Annotated in this window: 13 protein-coding genes, 1 tRNA gene and 1 pseudogene; 4 read left to right on the top strand and 11 right to left on the bottom strand. The window is 67.2% G+C overall.

Going from position 1 to position 17,411, the window contains the following annotated elements:
* The 10 genes and pseudogenes from C7I84_RS23750 to C7I84_RS23705 all read right to left on the bottom strand — a co-directional run.
* A pseudogene (locus C7I84_RS23750) lies at window positions 1-184 on the bottom strand (carbohydrate ABC transporter substrate-binding protein); the annotation flags it as partial.
* Window positions 185-269: 85 nt separating this feature from the next.
* Window positions 270-551, bottom strand: coding sequence for a DUF2160 domain-containing protein (locus C7I84_RS23745; protein WP_106774702.1), 282 nt, complete (start codon window positions 549-551; stop codon window positions 270-272).
* 484 nt (window positions 552-1,035) lie between these two features.
* On the bottom strand, window positions 1,036-1,854 hold the full coding sequence (locus C7I84_RS23740) for a carbohydrate ABC transporter permease (protein ID WP_106774706.1): 819 nt from the start codon (window positions 1,852-1,854) through the stop codon (window positions 1,036-1,038).
* Window positions 1,855-1,945: 91 nt separating this feature from the next.
* Window positions 1,946-2,812 (bottom strand): carbohydrate ABC transporter permease, encoded by an 867-nt coding sequence (locus C7I84_RS23735; protein WP_106774701.1) that lies wholly within the window; start codon window positions 2,810-2,812, stop codon window positions 1,946-1,948.
* 3 nt (window positions 2,813-2,815) lie between these two features.
* Entirely contained in the window at window positions 2,816-3,883 is a 1,068-nt protein-coding gene (locus C7I84_RS23730) for an ABC transporter ATP-binding protein (protein WP_106774700.1), read from the bottom strand.
* Window positions 3,884-3,893: 10 nt separating this feature from the next.
* The gene (locus C7I84_RS23725; protein ID WP_106774699.1) at window positions 3,894-4,976 is read right to left on the bottom strand and encodes an ABC transporter ATP-binding protein; all 1,083 of its coding nucleotides are present in this window, start codon (window positions 4,974-4,976) and stop codon (window positions 3,894-3,896) included.
* 29 nt (window positions 4,977-5,005) lie between these two features.
* Window positions 5,006-6,529, bottom strand: coding sequence for a glycerol-3-phosphate dehydrogenase (gene glpD / locus C7I84_RS23720; protein ID WP_106774698.1), 1,524 nt, complete (start codon window positions 6,527-6,529; stop codon window positions 5,006-5,008).
* Between the two features lie 108 nt (window positions 6,530-6,637).
* Window positions 6,638-7,426, bottom strand: a complete 789-nt coding sequence (locus C7I84_RS23715) for a DeoR/GlpR family DNA-binding transcription regulator (RefSeq protein WP_106774697.1) — start codon at window positions 7,424-7,426, stop codon at window positions 6,638-6,640.
* Between the two features lie 69 nt (window positions 7,427-7,495).
* A complete protein-coding gene (locus tag C7I84_RS23710) occupies window positions 7,496-8,908 on the bottom strand; it encodes a pyridoxal phosphate-dependent decarboxylase family protein (RefSeq protein ID WP_106774696.1) in 1,413 nt (470 codons plus the stop codon).
* The gene (locus tag C7I84_RS23705; protein WP_106774695.1) at window positions 8,905-10,044 is read right to left on the bottom strand and encodes an anhydro-N-acetylmuramic acid kinase; all 1,140 of its coding nucleotides are present in this window, start codon (window positions 10,042-10,044) and stop codon (window positions 8,905-8,907) included. The genes C7I84_RS23710 and C7I84_RS23705 overlap by 4 nt, the downstream gene beginning before the upstream one ends.
* A 102-nt stretch (window positions 10,045-10,146) precedes the next feature.
* Between C7I84_RS23705 and tyrS the strand changes: the two genes are divergently transcribed.
* On the top strand, window positions 10,147-11,400 hold the full coding sequence (tyrS, locus tag C7I84_RS23700) for a tyrosine--tRNA ligase (protein WP_106774694.1): 1,254 nt from the start codon (window positions 10,147-10,149) through the stop codon (window positions 11,398-11,400).
* Between the two features lie 51 nt (window positions 11,401-11,451).
* Here tyrS and C7I84_RS23695 read toward each other — a convergent pair whose 3' ends face one another.
* Window positions 11,452-14,763 (bottom strand): AsmA-like C-terminal region-containing protein, encoded by a 3,312-nt coding sequence (locus C7I84_RS23695; protein ID WP_245428585.1) that lies wholly within the window; start codon window positions 14,761-14,763, stop codon window positions 11,452-11,454.
* A gap of 228 nt (window positions 14,764-14,991) precedes the next feature.
* Between C7I84_RS23695 and C7I84_RS23690 the strand changes: the two genes are divergently transcribed.
* The 3 genes from C7I84_RS23690 (at window position 14,992) to C7I84_RS23680 (ending at window position 17,397) form a co-directional block, all read left to right on the top strand.
* Window positions 14,992-15,468 (top strand): peroxiredoxin, encoded by a 477-nt coding sequence (locus C7I84_RS23690; RefSeq protein ID WP_106774692.1) that lies wholly within the window; start codon window positions 14,992-14,994, stop codon window positions 15,466-15,468.
* A 403-nt stretch (window positions 15,469-15,871) separates the two neighbouring features.
* On the top strand, window positions 15,872-17,122 hold the full coding sequence (locus C7I84_RS23685) for a M23 family metallopeptidase (protein ID WP_106774691.1): 1,251 nt from the start codon (window positions 15,872-15,874) through the stop codon (window positions 17,120-17,122).
* Between the two features lie 198 nt (window positions 17,123-17,320).
* Window positions 17,321-17,397, top strand: a tRNA-Asp gene (locus C7I84_RS23680).
* Window positions 17,398-17,411 lie beyond the last annotated feature (14 nt).

Below are 17,411 nucleotides of genomic sequence, written 5' to 3'. Positions count from 1 at the left end.
CGAACGGTTTGGCGGCGTCGACGAACCACTGCATCTCCGCCTCCTGGGCGGCGCGGTCGAGGGCGGACTGGTCCTTGATCTCGGCGTCGAGGAAAGTTTTTGCCGCCTCGATGTCGGCGAAGGCGGCACCGCTGCCGGCGAGCAGCGCCAGCGCCGTGGTTGTCGTGAGCAGGTAGCGTTTCATGAAAGTTCCTCCCTTTGTAAAAGACAGTCGCAAGTCGAAGTCGCATCGTTCCGCCCGGCCCGCGGCCGGCGCGAAAAAGTCCTCCCTAGACGGTGCGGAACACGCCGACGGCGTAGACCACCGACAGGGCGAGCGCCCACCACAGGTCGGGCCCGACCAGGCCCAGCCAGGCGAGATGGATGAAGGCGGCACCCAAGAGCGAGACGAACAGCCGATCGCCGCGCGTCGTCTCGAAGCGCAAAATGCCGACGCGCGGATTGCCGCCGGGCGAAACATATTCCCACACGCCCATGCCGACCAGCATGGCGAAGATCACCGCAAAGAAGATCGCCGTCGGCCACGTCCAGGCCATCCAGGACAGCGTCATGGCTGCATCTCCAGCATCCCCCTCCCCCTTGCGGGGAGGGTGGCCGCGCAGCGGCCGGGTGGGGTAGCCGCGGCAGCGCGCCGGCGCCCCCTCCCCCTTGCGGGGAGGGTCCGGCCGCAGGCCGGGGGTGGGGTAGGTCCGACCGGACTCGACCGCCTCGGGATCGTCGCGGCAGCGCGCCGGCGCCCTGCCCTCCCGCCTACGGGCCGGGCAATCGCATAGGAGGCTACCCCCACCCCTGACCCCTGCCCACAAGGGGAAGGGGAATCTTGCCGCGCCTGCGCCAGACGCCGATCGGCGACGGCTTTGCGCGGCATGGCGGCCGCAAGGTCCCCCTCCCCCTTGTGGGGAGGGCTCAGGGGTGGGGGTACGGGGCAAATGGAGGCGGGCCGGCGCGGCCAGGCGCCGCGCGCTGCCGGGGCTACCCCCTCTGGCCCTTCGGGCCATCTCCCCCGCAAGGGGGGAGAGAAGCTTCCGTCCTTCATCACACCCTCCCCAGGGCAAAACCCTTGGCGATGTAGTTGCGCACGAACCAGATCACCAGCGCGCCCGGAATGATGGTGAGCACGCCGGCCGCCGCCAGCACGCCCCAGTCCAGCCCCGAGGCCGACACCGTGCGCGTCATGGTGGCGGCGATCGGCTTGGCCGCCGTGGTCGTCAGCGTGCGCGCGAGCAGCAGCTCCACCCAGGAGAACATGAAGCAGAAGAAGGCCGCCACGCCGATGCCGCTGGCGATCAGCGGCATGAAGATCTTGAAGAAGAAGCGCGGGAACGAATAGCCGTCGATATAGGCGGTCTCGTCGATCTCCTTGGGCACGCCCGACATGAAACCCTCAAGAATCCACACCGCCAGCGGCACGTTGAACAGGCAGTGCGCCAGCGCCACGGCGATATGGGTGTCGATCAGCCCGAAGGCCGAATAGAGCTGGAAGAACGGCAGCGCGAACACCGCCGGCGGCGCCATGCGGTTGGTCAAGAGCCAGAAGAACAGATGCTTGTCGCCGAGGAACCGGTAGCGCGAGAACGCATAGGCCGCCGGCAGCGCCACCGACACCGAGATCGCCGTGTTCAGCACCACATAGATGATCGAGTTGATGTAGCCGTTGTACCACGACGGATCGCTGAAGATCACCATGTAGTTGCGCAGCGTCGGGTTCTGCGGCCACAGCGAGAATTGGCCGAGAATCTCCTGGTTGGTCTTGAAGCTCATATTGACCAGCCAGTAGATCGGCAAAAGCAGGAAGATGATGTAGAGGGTCGGAACCAGCCACCAGAAGCGCGATTCATCGCCGCGCCGGCGCATGGCGCGCGCGACGGAATCCTGACCGGCGGCAACGGCAGGAGCCGGAACCAGGTCGTCGGCGCGGGCGGCGGTCTGCTTGCCGTCGGCCATGCTATTTCTCCGACCCGTAATTGGTCATGACGGTGTAGAAGACCCACGACAGCAGCAGGATGATCAGGAAGTAGATGATCGACATCGCCGCCGCCGGGCCGAGATCGAACTGACCCACCGCCATCTTGACCAGATCGATCGACAGAAAAGTGGTCGAATTGCCGGGGCCGCCGCCGGTGACGACGAAGGGCTCGGTGTAGATCATGAAACTATCCATGAAGCGCAGCAGCACGGCGATCAAAAGCACGCGGTTCATCTTGGGGAGCTGGATGTAGCGAAAGATCGCCCAGCGCGAGGCACCGTCGATCTTGGCCGCCTGGTAATAGGCGTCGGGGATCGACACCAGCCCGGCATAGCAGAGCAGCACGACAAGACTGGTCCAGTGCCAGACATCCATGACGATGACGGTCACCCAGGCGTCGAACGGGTCGTTGACGTAGTTGTAGTCGATGCCGAGCGCATTCATCGCGTAACCGAGCAGGCCGATGTCGACGCGCCCGAACACCTGCCAGATGGTGCCGACGACGTTCCAGGGGACGAGCAGCGGCAGCGCCATCGCCACCAGGCAGACCGGCACGCCCCAGCCCGATTTCGGCATGTTCAGCGCGATGAAGATGCCGAGCGGGATCTCGATCGCCAGGATGACGAAGGAAAAGATCAGGTTGCGCCCCATCGCCTCCCAGAACCGGGAGGAGGTCAGCATCTCCTGGTACCACTCGGTGCCGGCCCAGAAGAACTCGTTGTTGCCGAACGTGTCCTGCACCGAATAGTTGACCACCGTCATCAGCGGGATGATGGCTGAGAAGGCCACCAGCACCAGCACCGGCAGCACCATGAACCAAGCCTTGTTGTTCCAGGTCTTCTCCATGGTTCAGGCCTCCGTCTCAATCCGCCAGGAATCGGCGTAGAGGTTGATGCCGCGGGGCTCGAAACGCATTTTCGGCTCGGCCGGCACCTCCTCGTCCTCGCCGACGATCGCCACGACCTCGCGGCCCTCCAGCGTCGCCCGCACCACCTTGTGGCGGCCGATGTCCTCGACCTTGGTGATCGAAACCGGCATGCCGTCGCGGCCGAGCCGGACATGTTCGGGACGGATACCGAGCTCGAGCGTCCCCGTCGTCGACTTCGGCGCGCCCGGCAGCGCGATCGTCTGGGCGCCGAGCCGTGCCCGGCCGCCGTCGATCTCGACCGGCAGCACGTTCATGCCGGGCGAGCCGATGAAATAGCCGACAAAAGTGTGCTTCGGCCGCTCGAACAGCTCCGCCGGCGTGCCGATCTGCACGATCTCGCCGTCATACATCACCACCACCGTCTCGGCGAAGGTGAGCGCCTCGGTCTGGTCGTGGGTGACATAGACCATGGTGTAGCCGAAACGCCGGTGCAGCTGCTTCAGCTGCGAGCGCAGCACCCATTTCATGTGCGGGTCGATGACGGTGAGCGGCTCGTCGAACAGGATGGCGTTGACGTCGGAGCGCACAAGACCGCGGCCGAGCGATATCTTCTGCTTCTGGTCGGCCGTCAGCCCCCTCGCCCGGCGCTTCGCCCAGTCGGCAAGGTCGATCATCGCCAGCGTGTCCCTGACCTTGCGGTCGACCTCGGCCTCCGGCACGCCGCGGTTGCGCAGCGGGAAGGCGAGATTGTCGTAGACGGTCATGGTGTCGTAGATGACCGGGAACTGGAACACCTGGGCGATGTTGCGCTGCTGGGTCGACGTGTGGCTCACGTCGCGGCCGTCGAACAGAAGTCGGCCGTGCGAGGCGTGCAGCAGGCCGGAGATGATGTTGAGCAGCGTGGTCTTGCCGCAGCCCGACGGCCCCAGCAGCGCATAGGCTCCGCCGTCCTCGAAAATGTGGTTGACCTCGCGCAGCGCATAGTCCCTGGGCGATTTCGGGTTCGGCCCGTAGGCGTGGCGGATATGGTCGAGGTCGATGCGTGCCATGGCCCCCTCCTCACGCCGCCAGCCGGCGCGGCGAGGTCACCGAGCGGCCGGCCTCGTCGAACACCATCAGGTGGCGCGGATCGATGAAGACATCGATCGTCTCGTCCGCCTCGAAGGCTTTCACCCCGGGCGTCAGCATCACCCAGCGCGCATCGGCGAACTGCAGATGGACGAAGCTCTCGGAGCCGGTGATCTCGGTGACGGTGAACTTGGCCGGCACCGAAACCGCGGCGGCGGTCGGCCGTTCAAGCGAAAGATGGTGCGGCTGGAAGCCGATCGTATAGATGCCGTCGGCGATGCCGGCGAATTCCGCCGGCACCGGCAGGCTGACCGCCCCGTCGAGCAGGAAGCTGCCGCCCTGCTTGCCCAGCACGATGGTGTTCAGCGGCGGATCGGCGAAGGTTTTTGCCGTCACCAGGTCGATCGGCCGGCGGAACACGTCGATGGTCGGGCCGAACTGGGTGATCCGGCCCTGCGACAAAGTCGCGGTGTTGCCGCCGAGCAGCAGCGCCTCGTGCGGCTCGGTGGTGGCGTAGACGAAGATGGTGCCGGCCTCGGCGAACAGTCTCGGCAGCTCGGCCCGCAACTCCTCGCGCAGCTTGTAGTCGAGATTGGCGAGCGGCTCGTCGAGCAGCACCAGGCTGGCGTTCTTGACGATGGCGCGCGCCAGCGCCGTGCGCTGCTGCTGGCCGCCGGAGAGATTGAGCGGCGTGCGCTGCAGGTATGGGGTCAGCTTCAACAGTTCCGCCGCCCGCTTCACCTCGCGGTCGATCCTGTCGCGGCCGGCGCCGGCGACCCTGAGCGGCGAGGCGATGTTCTCGTAGACGGTCATCGCCGGGTAGTTGATGAACTGCTGGTAGACCATGGCGACGTTGCGGTCCTGCACGCGGACGCCGGTCACGTCCTTGCCGTCGAACCAGACCGAACCGGAACTCGGCGCGTCGAGGCCGGCCATCAGCCGCATCAGGCTGGTCTTGCCCGACAACGTCGGCCCAAGCAGCACGTTGAGCGAGCCGTGGCGAAGCGTCAGCGACACGTCGCGGATATGATCCGCGCCGGCCACCGTCTTCGTCACGTTTCTCAGTTCGAGCATTCCGCCTCCTCCCGGCCCGGTGCTTTCGGCTATTCCGCCGCCGCGCGATCGCCTTGCGCGGCGTTCATGTACTGGTCGAGCGCCGCCGCCTGCTCCCTGCTCAGCCGCAGGCCGCGCTTGGTGCGGCGCCACAGCACGTCCTCGGCCGACCGCGCCCATTCCTGCTGCATGAGATAACGCAGTTCTGCCTCGAACAGGTCGGCGCCGAAGTTCCTGCCGAGATCGGCCTGCGAGCGGGCGAGGCCGAGCAGCGTGTGGGCGCGCGTGCCGTAGAGCCGCGTCAGCCGGCGCGCATGGGCCCCGTCCAGGAAGGGATAGGCCGCCTTAAGCCTCGCGACTTCGGCCTCGAAGCCGGTCGGCGCGAAATCGCCGCCAGGCAGCACGGCGCCCGCCGTCCACGGCTTGCCGCGCTTGCCGAGATGCAGCTCGATCCTGTCCAGCATGGATTCGGCCAGCCGCCGGTAGGTGGTGATCTTGCCGCCGAAGGCGTTGACCAAAGGTGCCGCGCCGTCGCCGCCCTCGGATTTCAGCACGTAGTCGCGCGTCGCCTCCTGCGCCCGGGAGGCGCCGTCGTCATAGAGCGGGCGCACCGCCGAATAGGTCCAGACGATGTCGGCGCGCCGCACTGGCTCGACGAAATACTCGCTGGCCGCCGCGCAGAGATAGTCGATCTCGCCGTCGCTGATGCGCACGTCCTCCGGATCGCCCTGAAAATCCCGGTCGGTGGTGCCGATGAGGGTGAAATCCTCCTCATAGGGGATGGCGAAGATGATGCGGCCGTCGCGGTTCTGGAAGAAATAGGCGCGCGGATCGGCGAATTTCCTGCGGATGACGATGTGGCTGCCGGCGACCAGCCGGACGTTGCGGGTGTCGTTGCGGCCGAGAGCCCCCGACAGCACCTGGTCGACCCACGGCCCTGCGGCGTTGACCAAGAGCCGCGCCTTAACCTCTTCGGTGTCGCGCGTCAGCAGGTCCTCGATGGTGATCGACCACAGTCCGGCCTCGCGCCGGGCGGCCACCACCCGGGTGCGGGTGCGGATGACGGCGCCGCGGTCGGCGGCGTCGCGGGCGTTCAGCACCACGAGGCGGGCGTCGTTGACCCAGCCGTCGGAATATTCGAAGCCGCGCTTGAACAATGGCTTCAGCGGCTTGCCGGCGGGATCGCGCGTCATGTCGAGCGTCTTCGTCGCCGGCAGCAGCTTGCGGCCGCCGATATGGTCGTAGAGGAAGAGGCCGAGGCGCAGCAGCCAGGCCGGCCGCAGGCCTTTTGCGTGCGGCAGCACGAAACGCATCGGCCAGATGATGTGCGGCGCCATCGTCCACAGCACCTCCCGCTCCATCAGCGCTTCGCGCACCAGCCGGAACTCGTAATATTCGAGATAGCGCAGGCCGCCGTGAATGAGCTTGGTCGAGCCGGACGACGTGCCGCTCGCCAGATCCTTCATTTCGCAGAGGAACACCGAAAAGCCGCGGCCCACGGCATCGCGGGCGATGCCGCATCCGTTGATGCCGCCGCCGATGACAAAAATGTCGTGGATCGCCGCTGCGTCCAAAGGCACCCTCCCCGGCTTTCGCAGTGCAGCATTACAGCTACTTTCGAAAACCAGTCGGGATTATTTCGAAATAGTAACGAATGTCAAACGAAAACGCGCAGAAGCGTTTCACGCGGCGTCAGGGCGCTCCGAAGCGTTGAGGGTCTCGATCAGCTCGACCTCGCTGTCCCCGCAGATCCGGCGGATCGTCGGCAGCTCGCAACGGTCGGTGATGAAGGTGTCGACCTGCGAGAGATGGCCGATGCGCACAGGCGCGGTTCGTTCGAACTTGGTGGCGTCGGAGACCAGAATGACGTGGCGCGCATTGGCGATGATGGCTTGCGCGACCTTCACCTCGCGAAAGTCGAAATCCAGCAGCGCGCCGTCATGGTCGATGGCCGAGGCACCGATGACGGCATAGTCGACCTTGAACTGCTTGATGAAGTCGACCGCCGCCTCGCCGACGACGCCGCCGTCGGAACCGCGCACGACGCCGCCGGCGATCACCACCTCGATGCCCGGATAAACGCGCATCCTGTTGGCAACATTGATGTTATTGGTGATGACCATCAGGCCGGAATGGTCGAGCAGCGCCTTGCTGACCTCCTCCGTGGTGGTGCCGATATTGATGAACAGCGAGGCGTTGTCGGGGATGATGCGGGCGGCGGCGCGGCCGATCGCCTCCTTCTCGGGGGCGGCGATCTTGCGCCGCGCCTCGTATTCGAGGTTGGCGATGCCGGAGGGGAACAGCGCCCCGCCGTGGATGCGCGAGAGCAGCCGCTGTTCGCACAAGTCGTTGAGATCCTTGCGGATGGTTTGCGGCGTCACGCCGAAATGGCCGGCGAGATCGTCGACCAGCACGCGGCCGTGGTCCTTCGCCATCTGCATGATTTCCGAATGGCGCTGCGACAGGAACATGGGCTTTCCCTAGCTTTCGTTTTTTGGACTTGTAACTCAAAACGAAAGAAGACGGAAGCGAAAGCCGCGTCAGGCGAGGCCCGCCGCGGTTTCGACGATGGCGGTGAAGGCCGTATCGATGTCGGCCTCGGTCGTCTCGAACTGCCCGGCCTGGAAGCGGATCGCCACCTTGCCGTCGACGCGGGTCTGGGTGAGATAGATGCGCCCATCGTCGTTGATCGCGTTCAGCAGGACGAGGTTGTGCGCGTCGAGATGATCCGTCCCGGCGGGCCGGTGGCGGAAGGAGAACAGCGACAGCATCGGCTCGGTGACGATCTCGAAGTCCGGCAGCGCCCGCAGCCGCTCGGCGAGTGCTTTGCTCCAGGCGACATGGTCGCGGATCATGGTGCGCAGGCCGGCAAGGCCGTGGGCGCGCAGCAGGAACCACAGTTTCAGCGCGCGGAAGCGGCGGCCGAGCGGCACCGACCATTCCGAATAGTTGAGGATGCCGTCGCGGCCGTGCGTCTGCAGATAGTCCGGACGTATGGCGAGCGTGCGGACGAGGCTGTCGGGATCGGCGACGAACTGGATCGAGCAGTCGAACTGCGCGCCCAGCCATTTGTGCGGGTTGAAGACGATGGAGTCGGTGCCCTCGACGCCCGCCCATAGCGGGCGGAATTCCGGGCAGATCATCGCGGAGCCGGCCCAGGCGGCGTCGACGTGGAGATAGAGGCCGTGACGGCGCGCGACGGCACCGACCGCGGCCACGTCGTCGGTGCCGCCGACGCTGGTGCCGCCGACCGAGGCGATGACACCAGCCGGCAGATGGCCGGCGGCACGGTCGCCCAGGATCGCGGCATCAAGGGTGGCGGCATCCATACCGCGCGAGCAGCCGCCGGCGGGAATCTTGACCAGGTTCTCCTCGCCGATGCCCGACACCCAGATGGCACGGTCGATCGAGGTATGGACCTGGTCCGAGCAATAGATCCTGATCGCCGGCTTGCCGGCGAGACCCTGCCGGTTGCCGGCCCATTGCAGCGCCCGCTCGCGCATGATGAGCACGGCGTTCAGCGTCGCCGAGGAGGCCGAATCCTGGATGACGCCGGTGAAGCGGTCGGGCAGCCCCAGCGCCTGGCGCATCCACTCCATCATGCGCGTCTCAAGCTCGGTCGCCGCCGGCGAGGTCTGCCACAGCATGCATTGCGCCGCCATCGCGGAGACGAGGTATTCGGCCACGACCGATGCAGGCGCCGCGTTGGCGGGGAAATAGGCGAAGAAGCGCGGATGCTGCCAATGCGTCATGCCCGGCAGGATTTTTTCCTCGAAGTCGGCGAAAATGTCCTCCATCGGCTCGGCCGTCTCCGGCGCCGCTGCTGGGATCAGCGCGGCGACCTCGCCCGGACGCGTCTGTGCCCGCACCGGCCGCTCGCGGATCGTCCTGCGGTAGTCGGCGCCCCAGGCCGCCGCCCGCGCCGACCAGGCGCGAAAATCGTCATTGTTCATGATTTGCCTCCCTCCAGTGACGCCAGTAACCCGCCGCTCACCGGTTCGCGGCAGCCGGTGGTGGTCGGAAATGTGAGCGGCAGGCGCCTGAGCGACCGCACCGCCAGATAGGCCCAGGCCTCCGCCTCCATCGCGTCGCCGTCGAGCCCGGCACCCTCGGCGAGAATCACCTCGGCTCCGACCTTCTCGGCGCCGGTCTTGAGATCGCCGACGATGTGCGGGTTCTTGCGCCCGCCGCCGCAGACGATCCAGAGTTTTGGCGGCTCCGGCATGTTCCCGGCCGCTTCGAGGATGGCCGCGGCCGATACCGCGGCCAGCGTGCGGGCGCCGTCGGCGAGTTCGAGGCCCTGCGCCTCGGCGAGCGTAAAGTCGTTGCGGTCCAGCGATTTCGGGCCTGACCTTGAGAAGAAGGGCTTTGTCAGATAGGCGGCGACTACGCTGTCGACCACGCCGCCCTCGCTGGCGATCGCCCCGCCGGCGTCGAACGGCACGCCGCCCTCGCGAAAAACCCACTGGTCGATCAGCGCATTGCCGGGGCCGCTGTCGAAGGCGACCGGGTCGCCGTCGGCCGGCACATAGGTGACGTTGGAGATGCCGCCGATATTGACGAAGGCGACCGGCGTTTTCCACGCGAATTCCGGCGGCAGCGAGCGCGCCAGCGCGGCGTGGTAGGCCGGCACCAGCGGGGCGCCCTGTCCGCCAAGGACCATGTCGTTGGCGCGCATGTCGTAAACGACCGGCCGGCCGGTAAGGCTCGCCAGCAACGGACCGTCGCCGAGTTGCACCGTCAGGGCGGCTTGCGGGCGGTGCAGCACCGTCTGACCGTGGAAGCCGATGATTTCCGGCCTGCCCGATCCGTCCACGCCTTCCCCGAGGAACCGCGCGACGGCGTCGGCATGGCGCTCGGTGATCTCGCGCTCCAGCGCGGCGAGGTCGCCCGGCCGCTCGTCGCGGCTGACGATGGCCCTGGCGTCCTCCAGCGCCGCCTCGATGCGCCGGCGGAAACCCGCTTCATAAGGTACGAAGAAGGACGGTCCGCGCCGGACGGAATTCTCGCCGTCGGTCGCAAGCATGGCCAGGTCGATGCCGTCCATCGACGTGCCGCTCATCAGGCCGATCGCGCAGGTCTGGGTCATTCGACCTATTTTCTTGTGATTCTTCGTGCGCCGATGCTAAAGCCGCCGTGCCGCCAGCGCCATGCGCCGGCGTGTCCTCAATCCATCTTCCGGAACGTTGCCATGTCCGCCTTCAAGTCCGATTTCCTGCGCGTCATGTCCGAGCGCGGCTTCATCCACCAGATCTCCGATGAGGCCGGCCTCGACAAGCTTTTCGCCACGGAGACCGTGTCGGCCTATATCGGCTTCGACCCGACCGCCCCCAGCCTGCATGCCGGCGGGCTGATCCAGATCATGATGCTGCACTGGCTGCAGCAGACCGGGCACCGTCCCGTCGCCCTGATGGGCGGCGGCACCGGCATGGTCGGCGACCCGTCCTTCAAGGACGAGGCGCGCAAGCTGATGACGCCCGAGACCATCCAGGGCAACATCGACGGCATCAAGAAGGTGTTTTCCAACTATCTCAGCTTCGGCGAAGGGCCGCGCGATGCGCTGATGGTCAACAATGCCGACTGGCTGCTGCCGCTCAACTACCTCGAATTCCTGCGCGACGTCGGCCAGCATTTTTCGGTCAACCGCATGCTGTCCTTCGATTCGGTGAAGCTGCGCCTGGATCGCGACCAGTCGCTGTCCTTCCTCGAATTCAACTACATGATCCTGCAGGCCTACGACTTCGTCGAACTCAACAAGCGCTACGGCGTGGTGCTGCAGATGGGCGGCTCCGACCAGTGGGGCAACATCGTCAACGGCCTCGATCTCGGCCACCGCATGCTCGGCGAACAGTTCTACGCGCTGACGACGCCGCTGCTGACCACCGCGTCGGGCGCCAAGATGGGCAAGTCGCTGTCGGGCGCGGTCTGGCTCAACGCCGACATGCTCGCCCCCTACGCGTTCTGGCAGTACTGGCGCAACACCGAGGACGCCGATGTCGGCCGTTTCCTGAAGCTCTACACCACACTGCCGCTGGAAGAGGTCGCGCGGCTCGCGGCGCTCGGCGGCTCGGAGATCAACGAGGCGAAGAAGGTTTTGGCGACCGAGGTGACGGCCATGCTGCATGGCCGCGCCGCGGCCGAGGAGGCAGCGGAAACGGCGCGGAAAACCTTCGAGGAAGGTGCGCTGGCCGATACGCTGCCTTCTGTCGAGGTTGCGGCGGCGGAGCTGCGGGCGGGCATCGGCCTGCTGGCGCTGATGGTGCGGGCCGGGCTCGCCGCTTCCAATGGCGAGGCACGCCGTCATGTGCAAGGCGGCGCCGTGCGCCTCAACGACCAGCCGGTGGCGGACGAGCGGCGCACCGTGTCCGACGCCGACCTGACCGCGGAGGGCGTGACAAAACTGTCGCTCGGCAAGAAGAAGCATTTGCTCGTCAGGGCCGTGTGAAGGCCCTTTCCTCGAAGGATATGCCGCAGCGGCTTGGCGCCCGCCGCGCCTTCAGTTGAATTCGAAAATCTGCCGGAAAATCCCCGGTGCCATGACCGACAGCGGATTGACTTGCAGGCGCGGCGACTTGGCCGCGCCGTCGAGCTTGAAGGTGACGCCGATCAGGCCGCGGTCGCGGCCGTTGCCGAGCAACTCGCCGACCAGCGGCAGCTCGCCGAAGATGCGGTTGAGGCCGTAGGCCGGCATGAAGGTGCCGGTCATATCCATCTGCCCGCGCTGATCGAACAGCGTCCCCTGGAAGGTGGCGCCGATGAGCGGGCCGCGCAGCACGCCGTTGGCGAGGCGCAGATAGCCGTCGCCGCGCGCGATCTGCGCGTAGCCGCGCTCGAACTGCACGCGCGAGGTGTCGATCTCGCGGCGCACCGCCTGGTTGAGGCTGCGGTCGCTGCCGGCCGGCGTCGTCGACAGGATGGAGGCGAGCCGCGGCTCGTTGACGATCGTGAAATCGCGCGCGTCCACCTGACCGGCCATGCCGCCGTCGCCGGCGCCGGCCAGAACCACCTTCATGGCGCCGCCCTGGACGTTCTTGTAGAGGTCGAGGAAGCGCAGGACGGCGCCGCCGTCGGCTGCTTGCAACTGCACCTGCCGGCTGCCTGCCCGCACGCGGTTGGACAGGGTCACCCGGCCGCCCGATCGGGAGGCCGCGGTCAGCGACAGACCGCCACCGTCCGATTCGAGCTTGACCCCTGACAGGCTCTCGCCGTTGAAGCCGGCCACGGTCGCGACATCCAGATTGACCGAAGCGGTGGTCCTGGGCGCCGCCTTTCCCGAGCCTTCGGTATCGGAGAGCAGTGTCCTTATGACCGGGCGCGCATCGAGGGCGTTTCCGCGGATATCGATGCGGTAGCCTCTGCCCGACCGTGCTACATCGACCGCGACGTCGTCGCCGCGATTGAGCCGCACCGAGTCGAAACGGGCCGAGGACAGCGCCCCACCGGACAGCGTCATCTCGCCGGCGACCGAGAAGGAAGCGCCGGCAAGCCGGAAGTCGGGGATGCGCACGCCGTTGTCGCCGGTCTGCATGGAGAATTCCGCGGTCGCGGCGACGCCGGGCCCCTTGCTCCAGCCGACCCAGGGTATGTCGAGACGCGCCGCGCCGAGATCGGCCACCACCTTGCGCGTGCCCTGCTGCTCCGCGAACCGCACCTTGACGGTGCCCGATATCAGGCTGTCGAGCCCCGGCGCGACCTTGCCGCGCGTCGCGTCGTCGAGGACGAGCTCGACGTCGCGAGCGCGTTTCGGTCCTTCCGGGCGCAGCGGCTCGACAAGCGTGAAGTTTGCCGGGATGCCGTTCAGCCTGCCTTTTGCCGTCACGGTCGCCTGCGCCGGCTCGACCGTGATCTTGCCGTCCGCGTCGGTCAGCAACTGGCCGCCGACAGGCTTGGCCATCGACAATCCGGAATAGTCGAGCGCCACGATCCAATCCAGGGTTTTGGCATCGATGCCCCTGCGGATGGGAATGTCGGCGATCACATGCCCCTTGACGCTGCCGGTCAGATCGCCCGGCTCGATCGGCATGACGCGAAGCGCATTGATCGGATCGAGCGACGCCAGCTCGGCCACCGCGCCGGCTTCGCCTTCAATGTCGATATCGAGCTTGCCGATCGATCGCCGCTCCGAGCGGAAGGCGAGCGTCCCGTCGCGGCCGGTCACCGTCTTGCCGCTCGGCAGATAGACCGTGCCGGACGACATGGTGATGTCGACATCGTGGCCGCGGACATCGATGACGCCGTTGGCGTCGCGCACCGGCGGTACCTTGCCGAAGGTGTCGAAACGCGTGTTCGTGACGGCAAAGCGGCCGACGATCTCCTCCGCCGACAGCGGAACGCCATTGCCGAGCCGCCCCGGCAGAACGCGGAACTGGATGCTCGCCTCTTCCAGCTCGCCACCGAAGACATGGTCCAGTGCCCAGTTGCGCGCGCCGGCCGCGGCGAACCACGGCCACAGCTGCTTGGCATGGGCCACCTGCATGTCGCGCACCGAGAAGGCCAGAGTCACGCCGGGCGCCAAGCCTTCGGCCAGCTCGATCCGGGCAGTGCCGAGCGCCTCGCCCGTGCCGGTCCTGATGGCGATGCGGTCCGCCGACGCCGTCCTGGTCCGCGGATCGACCACGCCCTCGACCTGCGCCATGAACTCCAGGGCCGGCTCGGGTGAGTCCTGCGGGGCCACCACCGTCTTGCTGCTCACCAGCTCGTAGCGGTAGACCGGCGTGTCGCCGACGGCGCCGCTCGGCGGGCGCGGGCCGAACGCACCGTTCATTTCGAGCGAGGTGCGCCCCATCTGCAGCAGCAGCCGGTCGATCTCGACCTTGTTGGTGCCGGCCGCGAGGGTGGCGTCGACGCGCAGATTGCCGGTCACGGCCCCGCGGGCGCCGAAATCCAGCACGGACTCGTCGACCATGGCGGAAATCTTGAGCGCCGGTGGCGCCGTGCCGGTGCCTTCGCTCCCCGAAACCGACAGGGCGAAGGCGCCCAGCCGCCCCGCCCGTTCAGGCGGCTCGCCGGGTGTCTCCTCCGGCGCGTCTCCCGAAATCGACAGGTCGAGGGCAGCGATGCGCCCCGTCTCCGCCACCCGCGCCGCCGTGCCGGCGAGCCTGATGCGCCGGCCGTCGACATCGGCCTCGGCCGCGATGCGCAGCGTGTCGGCGGACGTCCGGCTGACCGAGCCGTCGATGATGCGGACGGCACGCAGGCGCTGGCCTTCAGGCAGCACGATGGTGATGTTGTCGAGCGCGATCTCCGAGAGCATGCCGTTGTCCACCGCCGCGAAAGCCGCATGCAGCGGCCCGAAGGCGGCGGCCGCGACCAGGCCGGGGTCGATGAGGCCGCGCCCGTCGCGCAGCGGCGCGGTCCAGTCGCTGCCGCCGATCGCCGGCAGGGCGGCGACGGTGATGGTGGCGTCCGACACGGAAGCGCTGCCGAGCCGCAAATTGCCGCCGAGCAGCGGCAGCAGCCTGATGCCGAAATCGACGGAGCCGATCTCGGCGATCAGCGCCTCGCTGCCGACGGCGCTGAGGCGGACGTCTTCCAGCTCGAAGGCGAGCGGCCCGGCGGCCCCGGGAGCGATGCGGGCCGGGCCGATGGCCGCGGCGGCATAGCCGCCGACCGCGTTCTGCAGCGCCCTTTCGGCCTGGCTGCGCAGCGTCCCGGTACCCCAGCCCAGGCCAACGACGACGACGGCCGCGGCAAGGAAGAGCAGCACGGCGCATCCGGCAACGGCCGCGGCGGTAAGGCCGACGCGAACCATGCCGCGCCGCGTGCGCCCGCCGCGCCAATGCGCGCCCTGGCCCTCGGCCGAAGGCATGGCGGAAAGCTTGCATATCTCGTCCCGGCGGAACCGGATCTTCCGGTGCTGGGGAGGCTGGTGATGCAACGCGTGGCGTTTCCTGTTATAGAGCGCAATCGATCCGGAGCCGCGTTCACCCGGGCCAGGGTGTCTGCCGCGCCCGTCCACGGCGGTGCCGCCGTAGACGAATCCGTCGCCACACTATACCGATTTTTCCCATAATTAGAGGCGAAGAAGGGCATCCTTATGGCTGAACTCGGTGTAGGCGACGCTGCGCCCGATTTTTCGCTGCCGCGCGGCGGCGGCGGCACGCTCAGCCTCGGCGATCTGCGCGGACGCATTGTGGTGCTTTATTTCTACCCGAAGGACGACACTGCGGGCTGCACGGCCGAGGCGATCGACTTCTCGGCGCTGAAGCCGGATTTCGAGGCGGCCGGCGCCACGGTCGTCGGCATCTCGCCCGACAGTGCGAAGCGTCATGCGAACTTCGCCGCGAAGCATGGCCTTTCCATCGATCTCGCCGCCGACGAGGCGCTTGCGACGGCCAACGCCTATGGCGTGTGGGTCGAGAAGAGCATGTATGGGCGCAGCTTCATGGGCGTCGAGCGCGCCACCTTCCTGATCGGCTTCGACGGCCGGATCAGGCGGATATGGCGCAAGGTCAAGGTGAAAGGCCACGCCGCCGAGGTGCTGGAGGCGGCCCGCGGCCTCGGTCGAAGCTGACGACCGCGACGCCCGTCCGGCGGAACCGTTTCAGATCTCCCGCATTCTGCTCATGAACAAACAGCGGGAGTAGACGAAATGCTTCGTGGCGTCATCCTGTGGATGCTTGGCATCCCCATTCCGATCATCATCCTGCTCTGGCTTTTTCTCGACTGACCTTGCCGCCTCGTCGCAGCGATCCGAGAGACCGCCTCGAGGGGCGGTTTTCTTTTGCCTTACCGCAGGCTTCCGCAACCAGAGCGGGCTAGCGCATGAAGCCGCCACCGGCCCAAGCAGGCGCTACCCACACGCGAAATCGCCATCGACATTAACGATGCGAGCGCTGCGGCAAAGCTTTGTTAACCCTAACAATGTGTAATCGCATCCTCGCTGAGCGCGGCGCGTGCATGCGGAGTTGGGGCAGATGGCAGTTCAATCCACGGTTTTCGGCAAGCGTCAGGAACCGCACACGGTCATCATCGCCCGCGGCAACTCGATCCGCCATTTCACGGTGCGGCCCTGGATGGCGGCGCTGGCCGGTTCGGTGGTGGCGGCCGTCACGCTCGGCTATTTCGCCGCGACGACCTATCTCGTCTTCCGCGACGACCTAATCGGCGCGGCCATCGCCCGCCAGGCCCGCATGCAGCATGCCTATGAGGACCGCATCTCGGCGCTGCGGGAGCAGGTCGACCGCATCACCAGCCGACAATTGCTCGACCAGCAGCTCATGGAGACCAAGGTCACGGAGCTGCTGTCGCGCCAGTCCAGGCTCAGCGAACGGCACGGCCGTCTCGGACCGCTGCTGGAAAAGGCCAACGCCGTCACCGTCACGCCGGACACCGCGCCGCTGCCGGGCGGCAGGCCGGACGAGCGGGCCGACGCAGCCGGCTCCAAGCCGGCGCTGCCCGCCCTCGCCTATGCCGGCGCGGCGGCGCCGTTCCCGCTGCGCACGACCCATGTCGGCGAATCGCCCGCCGACCGCGCCGACAAGCTGTTCGTCTCCATCAACCAGTCGCTGCGCTCGATCGAAAAGGAGCAGATCAGCCGGATCTCGTCGCTGGCCGACGATGCCTACCAGACCGCCGACCGGATCGCCGACGTTCTCGACGACGCCGGCCTGCCGATCGACGTCGATTTCGGCAAGTCGGCGATGGGCGGCCCGCTGGTGGCGATCGACAACGCCCAGATATTCGACAGCAAGGTGAAAGAACTCGACCAGGCGCTCGACACGCTGGACAGCGTCAAGAAGCGGGCCATGCGCCTGCCGATCGCCAATCCGGCGCCGGGCCGCTCGATCTCGAGCACGTTCGGCGTGCGCAAGGACCCTTTTCTCGGCACGCCGGCCCTGCATTCGGGCATGGATTTCCGCGCTCCCATCGGTTTTCCCGCCAAGGCGACGGCCTCCGGCGTGGTGACGCACGCCGCCTGGAACGGCGGCTATGGCCGCATGGTCGAGATCGACCACGGCAACGGCTATTCCACCCGCTTCGCCCATCTCAGCCGCATCCGCGTCGCCGAAGGCCAGACGGTCGAGACGGGCGACGTCGTTGGCGAGGTCGGCAGCAGCGGCCGCTCGACCGGACCGCACATGCATTACGAGATCCGGCGCAACGGCGAGGCGATCGACCCGCTGCGCTTCATTAAGGTCGGCAAGAAGCTCGGCCAGCTACTCTGACGGGCCGTGATTTTGCGTCGCCGCGGCGCGCCGGTTTTCTCCATATGCAGTGGAAAAGCCGGCTGCCGGCGCGTGTCTTCGGTTGGCCGGCGAAAGGTCCCGGCAAATCGTCGACAAGCGTTGCCATCGCGCTTGACAGCCTCCCGCGAACCCCGTAATCGGACGCCCACAACACGGCGTCGCCACGGCGCCGGATGCGCGGGTGTAGCTCAGTCGGTTAGAGTGCCGGCCTGTCACGCCGGAGGTCGCGGGTTCGAGCCCCGTCACTCGCGCCATTGTTTTCAGTGAT

The organism is Kumtagia ephedrae (assembly GCF_003012745.1).
In the GTDB taxonomy this organism is placed as follows: Bacteria; Pseudomonadota; Alphaproteobacteria; order Rhizobiales; family Rhizobiaceae; genus Kumtagia; species Kumtagia ephedrae.
The sequence above is the reverse complement of the archived record's forward strand: the minus strand, read 5'-3'. Positions and strand labels throughout refer to the sequence as shown.

Coding starts and splice junctions, on each gene's coding strand:
- C7I84_RS23745 (WP_106774702.1), bottom strand. CDS start 551: ATGACGCTGTCCTGGATGGCCTGGACGTGGCCGACGGCGATCTTCTTT.
- C7I84_RS23695 (WP_245428585.1), bottom strand. CDS start 14,763: ATGCCTTCGGCCGAGGGCCAGGGCGCGCATTGGCGCGGCGGGCGCACG.
- C7I84_RS23685 (WP_106774691.1), top strand. CDS start 15,872: ATGGCAGTTCAATCCACGGTTTTCGGCAAGCGTCAGGAACCGCACACG.
- tyrS (WP_106774694.1), top strand. CDS start 10,147: ATGTCCGCCTTCAAGTCCGATTTCCTGCGCGTCATGTCCGAGCGCGGC.
- C7I84_RS23735 (WP_106774701.1), bottom strand. CDS start 2,812: ATGGAGAAGACCTGGAACAACAAGGCTTGGTTCATGGTGCTGCCGGTG.
- C7I84_RS23730 (WP_106774700.1), bottom strand. CDS start 3,883: ATGGCACGCATCGACCTCGACCATATCCGCCACGCCTACGGGCCGAAC.
- C7I84_RS23705 (WP_106774695.1), bottom strand. CDS start 10,044: ATGACCCAGACCTGCGCGATCGGCCTGATGAGCGGCACGTCGATGGAC.
- C7I84_RS23725 (WP_106774699.1), bottom strand. CDS start 4,976: ATGCTCGAACTGAGAAACGTGACGAAGACGGTGGCCGGCGCGGATCAT.
- C7I84_RS23740 (WP_106774706.1), bottom strand. CDS start 1,854: ATGCGCCGGCGCGGCGATGAATCGCGCTTCTGGTGGCTGGTTCCGACC.
- C7I84_RS23710 (WP_106774696.1), bottom strand. CDS start 8,908: ATGAACAATGACGATTTTCGCGCCTGGTCGGCGCGGGCGGCGGCCTGG.
- C7I84_RS23690 (WP_106774692.1), top strand. CDS start 14,992: ATGGCTGAACTCGGTGTAGGCGACGCTGCGCCCGATTTTTCGCTGCCG.
- C7I84_RS23715 (WP_106774697.1), bottom strand. CDS start 7,426: ATGTTCCTGTCGCAGCGCCATTCGGAAATCATGCAGATGGCGAAGGAC.